This is a genomic window from Pseudomonas onubensis (genome assembly GCF_965653655.1).
Classification (GTDB): Bacteria; Pseudomonadota; Gammaproteobacteria; order Pseudomonadales; family Pseudomonadaceae; genus Aquipseudomonas.
In genome coordinates this window covers 1-10,543 of sequence record NZ_CBFHAZ010000037.1, presented here as the reverse complement: position 1 = coordinate 10,543, position 10,543 = coordinate 1, and the positions used below count along the sequence as shown (strand labels likewise).

Here is a 10,543-nt window from a genome sequence, read left to right as displayed (position 1 = left end):
ATTACATAGTTAAGCCGCTCAAAAATGCTCGCGCGGATCGAACGCGGCTTTCTGCGCCAGGGCCTGCCACAACGCCTTGACCTCATCGTCCGCCGCCTTGGGCATTACGACCTTGAGCTGAATAAACAAGTAACCACGCTGCCCGGCCTTGTTCAGCAAGCCGTGGCCCTTGGCGCGCATGCGTTGGCCGTTCTGGCTGCCGGCCGGCACCTTGAGGTTGATCTTGCCGGTAAGGGTCGGCACCGCAATTTCGGCACCCAAAGCCAGCTCCCACGGCGCCAATGGCAGGTTGATGATCAGGTCTTCGCCATCGGCTTCGAACTTGGCATGCGGTGCAAACTTGATGATCAGGTACAGGTCGCCATTCGCGCCGCCGCCAATACCCGGTGCGCCCTGGCCCTTAAGGCGGATGCGCTCGCCATCGGCCACACCGGCCGGGATCTTCACGTTCAGGCTTTTAACGGTATTGCTCACGTGCCGACCGGAGGCATCGTACTGCGGCACCTGGAAGCTGATCTGCTTGGACTCGGTGGACAGCGTCTCTTCAAGGGACACCGACAACTGCATCTCCACATCCTGGCCTTTGCGCCCGGCAGGACGCCGCTGGCCGCCGCCGAACGCATCGCCGCGCGCGCCGAAGATCGAGCTGAAAAAGTCCGAAAAGTCGCCCGCGTCCTGGCCACCGCCAAAACCGCCACGGCTCTGCCAGCCCGGCGGCCCCTGGAACGGCTGGCCATGCTGGCCATATTTGCGCAGCTCGTCGTACTCGGCGCGTTTGTCAGCACTTTTGAGTGCTTCATAGGCTTCGGACGCGTCCTTGAACTTGGCTTCGGCGTCCTTCTCTTTACTGACATCCGGGTGGTACTTGCGCGCCAGCTTGCGATAAGCGGCCTTGATCTCCTTGTCGTCGGCCGTGGGCTCGACGCCAAGAATCTTGTAATAATCTTTGAAATCCATTGGGATTCACCATCCTTTATCAAGATTGGCGGCACACACAGCGACATTATTCGCGCGGCCACCTGAGGTATGCCCACAAGATTGGGGCATACCTCAAGCCTTTCAAGATGGCGGGGCGATTTTCACCTACGCCCGTGATTCAGGAAAACAGCCTTTGGACTACGCTGTCGGTGTAGCCATAGTCCATGCGCAACTCGGCGCCGGCTGGAATGTCGTCAGTGGCAAACACCGCACTCAGGACAAAATCCTTGCGCGTGGTTTTTACCTCGGGGCCCATCCCCAGCAACATATCGGCTTCGACGGGAAACCCGACGAGCTCGGCGTTATAACCCGCTGCAGCCTGGCGTAGCGGTTTGCCTTCGGCGTCATACTCCAGCAGGGTGTTTATCCTGGAGGTGATGTTATCGCCCGACAGATGAATGGCCTCTGAACCCACGATTTTCCCACCGCTCATGACCGGGCGCTTGCCGATGGAAAGGGTGTAGGTCTGCCCGGACGGCCCGAACAACCCCTCGGGCAACACTGTGCCGCCGTATACACCGACTATTTCGCCTTTGGCGATACGCCGGTTGGCAACCACCATCGACTGGCCGATCAGCGCCTGCTCCTGAGGCGCTTTCATGTCCTCGGCGGTGAACACGCGCACGCTCAATTTTTCTTCATAACGTGCGGCGACTGCCTCGTAACCTTCAAACTGGATATACGGCTTAAGGGGTGCCGAGGTGTATTGAGTGCCATTATCCAGAGTGACGCTGCGCATCATCTTGCGAATGCGGATCGGCCGTCCCTGATAATCCCTGAGCGGGTATTTGCCATTGTTGGCGCGGTGATAACTGCCAGGCCTGTTGGGGCGCCGGGTGAAATGCACGCTTTCGCGCATCATGCTCAGCTCGGTCGCCGTGTAGGGTGCCACCGGCATCGATTCCAGGGCGTCTTCGAATGCCTCGTCCGGGCCTTGGGCCTGCATGCCTGCGGCCAGGCCTCTACGCTTCCACCCCCCGGCGCGGTCAGGCCTGGCGATGATGCCGCTGCTGACCAACGCCAGTGGGTTGTCCTGGGCCTGCACCCACAACACGTAATGTTCGCCATCCCCTGCATCGGGCATGCTCGCGACAAAGTACTGTTTGCCCTTGAAGTCGATGGCTTGCGCCTGTGTCAGCGACAACCCCGGCGCAGCGCTATCGGCCGATTCCACCAGCACTTGCAGTGCATCCTCGGGCACCAACGCCTGCGCCACTTCCTCGCGGCTCAGGGTCTGGATCAATTGTGCTTCCTCGATTGCAAACTGCGCGTGAAGCTCGGCGGCCTTCACGCCAAAGGCCGCCTCGGACAACGTGCCGGTGTCGAAATCGTTTTGCAGCCTCGCCATTTGCGCCTGATGGGGTTCGTTCTGGGTGTCGAACCGCGAGCGGTATTTATGAGTGATGAAATCTTTCCAGAACTCCCTGGCCAACATGGCCTGCAGCGCTTGCGGCGAATTGTCCAATCGGGTCACTTGCCGGTAGGCGTCGTCCAGCATCGCCTCGGTGATATCGACCAAGTGGGTGTAATGAGTCTCATGGGGTTGCCCCGGCAATTCCAGCCGGTCCTTGAGGCCGTCGCGATACGCCAGGCGGATCTCGACTTCCTCCACGCCCTCGAGCGCAAGTTCCTTCTGGTCCGGCGTCAAGTCTTCACGTTCATTGATCGCGGTCCGGCGCCGGTCAATTTCCTTCAGCGCGATCTTTTCCACTTCATCCAGGCGGAACAAGCCTCTGCAAAGCGTGACCAAGGCCCGGCCCTGGGTTGCGTCCAATGCCAGCTTTTTAGCCTTGTACACCAACGCCAAAACCTCCAGATGACCAAAGCTCAAGGCTGCCCGATCGCAGCACGCCGCCCGGCCTGCCCACTCGAACATGTCCTTGCGCAACTGCTCCGACTCGACGCTGTTTTCAGTGATGCTGTCGATGACCTCCCACACGCGCCGCTGCAAGTCAGCGTGCCCGGCATCCATGTGCTGCAGGTCTCTGAGCACTTCGAAGAAGCCGTCCGAACCCGCATCCCAACGCAACGTAGTCCATTGTTCGGTGCGCTGTGCGACCTGCTCCGGGGACAGCGCGGACAGCCAACGCTGCAGCGGCGCGGTATCGATGGGCGCAAGCGCCTGGACACCTCTACTCAAGGCGCTGGAAACCAGCAAATCGGGTTGCTCGGCCGTCGCCAGGCCAATCTCGCGCAGCCGGTTGCCGTAGGCCATCACCCGGCGTCGAGTCTGGGCCGACAAGGGGTTGCCGGCCATGTTGATCACGCGGGTGAAACTCGCGGTCTGCGCCAGTTGCGCGTCCGTGGGCGTCAGCAGCGAGTCGGGGAGTATTCGGATCCGGTTGCCTTGCAGGTCTAAGCGGGTCAGCCCAGGCATTTGCCTGGCGGCGGCAGGTATCTCAAACAAGAGGTTGTGCGACAGGTCCAACTCGCGCGCACCCGGGAAACGCGCAAGAAAGCCCTGGGGCGATGAACTCAAGTGCAGGTCGCTCAACTTGAGTGAACCGACGTGGCTGAAGTCGGTATCCAGATCCGGCAAGCTCGGCAGGTACAGGCCACTGAGGTTCAGCTCCCAGCCGAGAGGTGTGCCGTCGTCGCCCAGCACCGGAGAGGTTTCGCGCCGCCAGCACTGCAACATACGCCGACGCGCCACCTGGCGCGCATGCAAGGCTGTCGCGTCACTCGCGCGCCGTCCCACATGCAGGTAGGGCTGATGCTCACCGCCCCCGGTAAGCATCCACGCGTCCAGTTGCTGTTGGAATCGATCAAATTCCACCTTGAGCCGGGCCACCTCGGCCTCGGCGCCGTCACCCAGGTCCCAGATGAGTTCTCGAAGGGCTTGATCGTTTCTGTTGGGGTAGATTTCCATAAACGCTTGGAGCAATGGATTGCCGCTGTCAAAAACATCGTACAAATGACCCCGTATCAAGTCCGGCCGCGTCTGTGCGAGGTTTTTCCAGTATGCATCGAACACTTTCCAGTAGTCCGCGGGGAACGGATTACCTTTGAGACGGGTGACAAGATTGATCCGGGTGATCGCCTCCAAGTGTTCGGGCGGCGGCGTCAGGTTTTCCTGCGGCACCTGCTGCAACTGGTTGAAGCTCAAATCGACAGACTCCAGTTGCCTCTGCGTCCTTAACCCTGTGGGCCACTGATTGATCTTCGACTCGCTCAAGTTCAGCGTCCGCAACTGGCTCAGACCACTGAAGTCGGGCAACACCCCCAACGGGTTTTTCGACAGATTAAGGTGCTCCAGGGCGCGCAGTTCACTCAACACTCCGGCAGTGCGCGGGTTCAGGCGCAACCCGTTAGCGGGCAGGCTCAACCAGGTGAGGTTTTTCATGTCGGCAATCGGCGGGGGAAGCTCGGTGAGATGGCTGAGCAATTCCAACTTGTGCAACTGGGTGAAGTTTTCAAGGAACGTTTGGATATCACCCGACCAATTGGGGGCATAGCAATTGAGTCCCCTGACATGGCTGAAGTCCCCACGGATCGGCGGCAGTCCCTCCTCCGCTACGATGGTCAACGTGGTGCCCGTTTCACGTCGCCAGCAACGCAGCATGTAGTCGGCGAAACGCGAGCGCGAATCGCCCGGTGCTCGCTCCGAACGCTGCCAGACCTTCAAGGTCTTTTTCAGGTTCTGGTACTCAAGCTCCCGGCGCGCCAGAGCGCCCCGCACGTCTTCACCCAACGATTGGATAAACGCTGTGACCTGTTCCGGGCTGAACGAGGGAAACAACTTCTCGACCCGCTCGGTGGGTGAACGCAGCGCATTGCGTGCACTTTTCAACACCTGGCGATAGCCAGGTGCGCCGCCCATCAGACGCACCATCGGGTCATAGTCCGGCTTGCGTATCGGGTTTTCCTCCAGCGCCGTGCGCAGCGCTTCACGGGGCAACGGGCTGCGTTGAATCGCCTGTTTCAACGCCAGCGCACTGTTCACGCCCATGCGCTGACGCTCTGCGTGCGCCAGTAGCTCCCACATCGCCGTGTACAAATCCCCGGACGGGGCGCCCTGAAGCTGGCCGTTTTCCAGCACTACCAGGGTTCGTCTGGATGGGAAGTCAGGCGAGCCAATGGCATCGAGCACGGTGCCCTGAAGCGAATACCGGCGCAGCTCCACCCGCGAACCGCGGTGCCAGCCGGGCAACGTTTCCAAGGTGCGCAGAGCCAGTCGATGGCTGTCGAGATGGGTCTGGGCATCCAGTTGCAGCCCCTCGTAGGCCCGCGCAACACGGGTCTCCTGGGCGCACCACTTGGCGCGCACCAGCAGGTGTTCAGGCAGGACCGCCGTGCGGCGAAACGCCTGCCTTTCATCAAGAGTCGCGTCTTTGAGCAATTGCTCGGCCGCCGCTGACGGCAACGGCGCAAACGTGTCCACGAGGTGCTGCACATCGGCATCACGTGTCGCGGTCTGCGCTCGGTAGCGCTCTTCCAGCAACGGCCCTTTAAGGCTGTCGACGGCCTCGCCAATGTACTGACGCAATTTGCCGGCGCGAACCTCCAACGACTCTTCGGGGCGGCCCGGAAACTCCTTGAGCTGCGGGTCGACACCTTGCAGCGTGTACAACACCTCTCGCAACAAATGCCCCTGCGCCCACGCGCTTTGCGTCAACACCACCACACGCTTGCTCAATGACGCAGAGCTGTTGGGTGTTTCCCAAAGCACCGCGCCGTCGGGCCCGATGATTTTAAGCGGGGTGTCCTCGGGCAACAGGCCTCGGCGCTGAAGCATTTCAAATTGCAACGCAGGTTCTGCTTGCCTGTGCACCAGCGGGTCGTTGCTGTTGATCTGCTCGACAAAGGTGCTCAGTTGCTGATGGAGCTCGAAGCGCTTGAGGGTATCGTCGAACAACAGCGGCAAAGGTGCATGCTCGACCGCCACCTGGCGCAACGCGGCGGACTCCACCCCACTGATACGCAGCGGCTCGGCATGCTCGGTAATCCCCAGGCGCCGGTGCAAAGTGGGTTCGTCCCAGGACTGGGGATCTTCAAGCTCGTGGGTCCAGACGCCGTTGTGGTTATGCTCCAGCTCCGGGGCGTAGGCGTCGGGCCGGGTCGGATGCTGGATGCGGTATTGGCCGGTGTCCGCCTCCTGCTTGACGCGGTAATGCTTGCCCTCGATCGCAACGATTTCCTTGCCGTCATGGGCGTACAGGCCCAGCGCGTTGGCCTTGGCTCCTGACGCCAGCGTAATCGGGGCTTCGTAACCGCCCAGGTCCGCTCTCCACAACACCTGCTTGCCCGTCGGCATTGTCACCGGCTTGAAGTTATCCAGCGCGCTTTGCCATTTGATCTCGGGCAGGACCTTGGCGCCGGTCGCGATAAACGCAACGTTCAACGCCACGGAGGCAAAATGGCCCCACATTTCCTTGAGTTCGCCGCGCCCGTAGGCCTCTATGCCCTCGAACACCTCATCGCACATCTGTGATGCGCCGACGGCAAGCATGATCGGCCCGAGCCCCGGCACCACGAAGGCCGCCAGGTTGAACACGCTGACCGCCGCATCGAAGTAACTTTCCAGCCGCTCCAGCCGCGCCTTGCGGTCTTCGTCCTCGGTCGGCACCGCCACCGCCCTGGCATCGGCAAAAATCTTGCGGGTGTGAGCGTGAATCGATTGCTCCCACAGGTTACCGGTTATTGCCATTTCACGGATGGGCAGGCGCTTGGGCTGAGGTTGCAGTGGGTAGTCACCCTCATTGGTCGCACCATTGGCGGGGCGATACAGCTTATTGAACTGGTTGAAAAAACCACCTTGGTCACGCTGCGGCACGAAGCGACTGAAAAAACGCCGGTAGGACGCGCTTTGCAAGCGTGTGCGGATATCCACCATGAAGTCGGCGCTGGACGCATACTCCTTGATGGGCTGCTGGGGATCATTGGGGATGTACACCACCAGGCGCTCGGTCCTGTCGGAATTTTGCCGATCAGGGCCGATCAACAGGGGCCCCACCAACATGCTGTCGAACAGATTCATTGCCGAGAACGTGACCGGCCTGCCATCCAGCGTCAGACCGGCGCCCTGGCCCAGCGCCAGTTGCTTGAGCATCGCGTACACATCAGCACGGATGCGCCCTTGCGGCCCGAGCCAGGCAATTTCCACGCACAGCGCAAATTGTTGCTGGTGATAGGCTTGCAGCTGCTGCTCCAGCGCCTCACGCTCGCCGGCGCCCTCGGGCTGCAACACCGCTTTGAGATGGTTCTGATAAAGCGTCCCCAGGTCCAGGGTACGACAGAGCGTGGCGAATGCATGGGGCTCAATCGCCACGGCCTGAGCCTTGACGGCGGCGTATGTCGAGAGTATCTCGGCGTTGTCGTTATTCCAGGTGGTGATGATCTGGCAATCGGCGCAGGGTGAAGGCTGCTCTTCTGCGGCCTCGAAGTTGGCCAGGGCGGCCTCAAGCAGAGACATCCCTCGATACTCATATGTCAGGCTCGGATCGTTTTGCGTGTCGAACACAAACGCCCCATAAAAATCGTCGCGACGCCCTTTGGAGCCGTATTTGCGCGCGAAGTAAACATGCCGCACGTCCAGTTCCAGGTTGAACCGGGCTTTGATCGCGTCTTTGAGCGGCTGCTCGCCAAAGTCCAGAACGTCTTGAATTTGGCCAAGCCGGCCTTCTACCTGGTTAAGGGTTTCGCGAAAACGCCCATGAGCTTGCGCCAAGTCGGCCTTGGACTGCGGCGAGGCCGCCTGGTACCAGGCGGGCATCTCCATTTCAAGCTTGCCGAGTTCTTCCTGGCGTTGCGTGGAGCCCTGCATGAACCAGTCAGGCACGCGTTCTTTCAGGAAGTCGTAATGTGCGCCGCGAAGGTCAACATTGAAGCTAGCCTCGGAGGTCGAGGGGGTATCGGTAGGCATAACGGTTCATCCACGAGTAATGTAAACCGCAGCCTAACGATTGGCTCCAGATTCAAAGGGTAGGTATGTAGGGTTTTAGCCGGGATTACGGATAACCGGCCTACGCATCTGCGCGTGAGTGGCATACACTGCGCGGCCGTTTTTTAACCGGAACCTGGAAGACATGAACAACACATCCCCAGCCCGTGCCTGCGGCATCGACTTCGGCACGTCCAACTCCACCGTCGGCTGGATCCGCCCCGGCGAGGAGACGCTTATTGCGCTGGAGGACGACAAGATCACCCTGCCGTCGGTGGTGTTCTTCAACTTCGAGGAGCGCCGCCCGGTGTACGGCCGCCTGGCGCTGCACGAATACCTGGAAAACTACGAAGGCCGGCTGATGCGCTCGCTCAAGAGCCTGCTGGGTTCCAAGCTGATCAAACACGACACCAGCGTATTGGGCACGGCCATGCCGTTCACCGACCTGCTGGCGCTGTTTATCGGCCAGCTCAAGAGCCGCGCCGAAGCCAATGCCGGCCGCGAGTTCGAAGAAGTGGTGCTGGGCCGCCCGGTGTTCTTCGTCGATGACGACCCGATGGCCGACCAGGAAGCCGAAAACACCCTGGTGGACGTGGCGCGCAAGATCGGCTTCAAGGACATCTCGTTCCAGTACGAACCGATCGCGGCCGCGTTCGACTATGAGTCCACCATCGAGAAAGAAGAGCTGGTACTGATCGTCGACATCGGCGGCGGTACTTCAGACTTCTCGTTGGTGCGCCTGTCGCCGGACCGCCGTCACGACGACAACCGCCAGAGCGACATCCTCGCCACCGGCGGCGTGCACATCGGCGGTACCGACTTCGACAAACAGCTCAGCCTGCAAGGCATGATGCCGCTGTTCGGCTACGGCAGCCGCATGAAAAGCGGCGCCTACATGCCCACCAGCCACCACATGAACCTGGCCACCTGGCACACCATCAACTCTGTGTACTCGCAAAAATCCCAGCTGGCCCTGGGCAGCATGCGCTACGACATCGAAGACACCGGCGGCATCGACCGCCTGTTCAAGCTGATCGAACAGCGCGCCGGGCACTGGCTGGCCATGGAAGTGGAAGAAACCAAGATCCAGCTGACCCACGAAGACAGCCGCCACGTGGCCCTGGACCGCATCGAAAAAGGCCTGAGCGTAGACCTGAGCCGGGCATTGTTCGAGTCGTCCATCGACGCCTTGCTGGAACGTGTGCGCAACAGCGTCACGCAATTGCTCAATGATGCTTCGGTGAGCGTGGCCCAGGTGGACACGGTGTTTTTTACCGGCGGCTCCAGCGGCATTCCGGCACTGCGTCACAGCATCTCGGCGATGCTGCCGAATGCGCGGCATGTGGAAGGCAATATCTTCGGCAGTATCGGCAGTGGCCTGGCGATTGAGGCGAGCAAGCGCTACGGCAGCTGAGATTTAGCTTAAATCTGCTGTGCGCCCTTCGCGAGCAAGCCCGCTCCCACACTTGGAATGCATTTCAAATGTGGGAGCGGGCTTGCTCGCGAAGAGGCCAGCTCAGGCACCTACAATGCTTAAACCATCCCCGCCAGCTTCAGTTCACTCTTCAGATACGCATAATAAATCGGCCCCGCCACCACACCCGGCAAGCCGAACGCGGCTTCAAACACCAGCATCGCCAGCAGCAATTCCCAGGATTTGGCACTGATCTGCCCGCCGACAATGCGCGCGTTGAGGAAGTACTCAACCTTGTGGATCACAATCAGATACCCCAACGCTGCCACCGCCACCCAGATCGACAGCGACAGCGCGACGATGGTGATCAGGGTGTTGGAGATCAGGTTGCCGATCACCGGCAGCAAGCCGACCAGGAAGGTCAGCACGATCAGGGTTTTGGTCAGGGGCAGGTGGATACCGCAGAGCGGCAACACGACCGCGAGAAAAATCGCAGTGAAGGCCGTATTGAGCGCGGCAATCTTGATCTGGGCGAAGACGATATTGCGAAACGCTTGGACCAACAGGTGCAGGCGGTCGAACAGCGCGGCCGCCAGGGGTTTGCGTTTGGTCAGGTCGGGTACACGCTGCAGGGCGATGATGGCGCCGAGCACCATGCCGATCAGCAAGGTGACGAACATGTGGGCGGCGTCTTTGCCCACCAGTTGCAGCTCGCTCAGGTGCTTGCTCAGCCAATCGCCGATGGCCACGCGAAACTCGGCGGCGCTGGCGGGCAAGTAGGCGTCAACGAACGGCGGCAGTTGCCCGCGCGCGCGGTCGACCACGCCCATGAATTTGTCCAGGGAAGCCCCGGGGTTTTCCGCTTCGTGGAGCAGGAAGCTGATGGCGCCGGCGAAGATCAGGGTCAGCACGCTGACGATCAAGGTGCCCAGCAAGGCCACCGCCAGCCAACGCGCACGCCGGCCTTCGATCAGTCGCTGCAACTGCGGGGTAAGCATGTTGACCAGTTCATAAACCAACAGGCCGGCCAGCAGGCTCGGCAGCAGCTTGAGCGGCAGAACCAGCAAGAGCCCGCCGAAAATGATGATGCAACTGACCAGCAACAACACGTGACGCTGAGAAAACGTTGGCATACAGCCTCAAAACGAACGGCGTTAAAGGATGGGCAGTCTGCCAGCCTTGAAGGAATCAAGCGAGAGGTCTGAATTGTGAACACCGGCAGTGTGGGAGCGGGCTTGCTCGCGAAAGCGGTGGATCAGTCAGTACATCTG

General features: G+C 60.6%; 4 protein-coding genes. 1 reads left to right on the top strand and 3 read right to left on the bottom strand.

Annotated features, from left to right (window positions below):
- Nucleotides 1–18: 18 nt before the first annotated feature.
- Complete coding sequence (locus ACTD9P_RS14445) at nucleotides 19–957, bottom strand: DnaJ C-terminal domain-containing protein (RefSeq protein WP_438868182.1); 939 nt, start codon at nucleotides 955–957, stop codon at nucleotides 19–21.
- 139 nt (nucleotides 958–1,096) lie between these two features.
- The gene (locus tag ACTD9P_RS14440; RefSeq protein WP_438868181.1) at nucleotides 1,097–7,840 is read right to left on the bottom strand and encodes an NEL-type E3 ubiquitin ligase domain-containing protein; all 6,744 of its coding nucleotides are present in this window, start codon (nucleotides 7,838–7,840) and stop codon (nucleotides 1,097–1,099) included.
- 163 nt (nucleotides 7,841–8,003) lie between these two features.
- Here ACTD9P_RS14440 and ACTD9P_RS14435 point away from each other — a divergent pair, with 163 nt between their 5' ends.
- Nucleotides 8,004–9,272, top strand: a complete 1,269-nt coding sequence (locus ACTD9P_RS14435; protein WP_438868180.1) for an Hsp70 family protein — start codon at nucleotides 8,004–8,006, stop codon at nucleotides 9,270–9,272.
- Between the two features lie 119 nt (nucleotides 9,273–9,391).
- Here ACTD9P_RS14435 and ACTD9P_RS14430 read toward each other — a convergent pair whose 3' ends face one another.
- Nucleotides 9,392–10,405, bottom strand: coding sequence for an AI-2E family transporter (locus ACTD9P_RS14430; RefSeq protein ID WP_056860493.1), 1,014 nt, complete (start codon nucleotides 10,403–10,405; stop codon nucleotides 9,392–9,394).
- Between the last annotated feature and the right edge of the window lie 138 nt (nucleotides 10,406–10,543).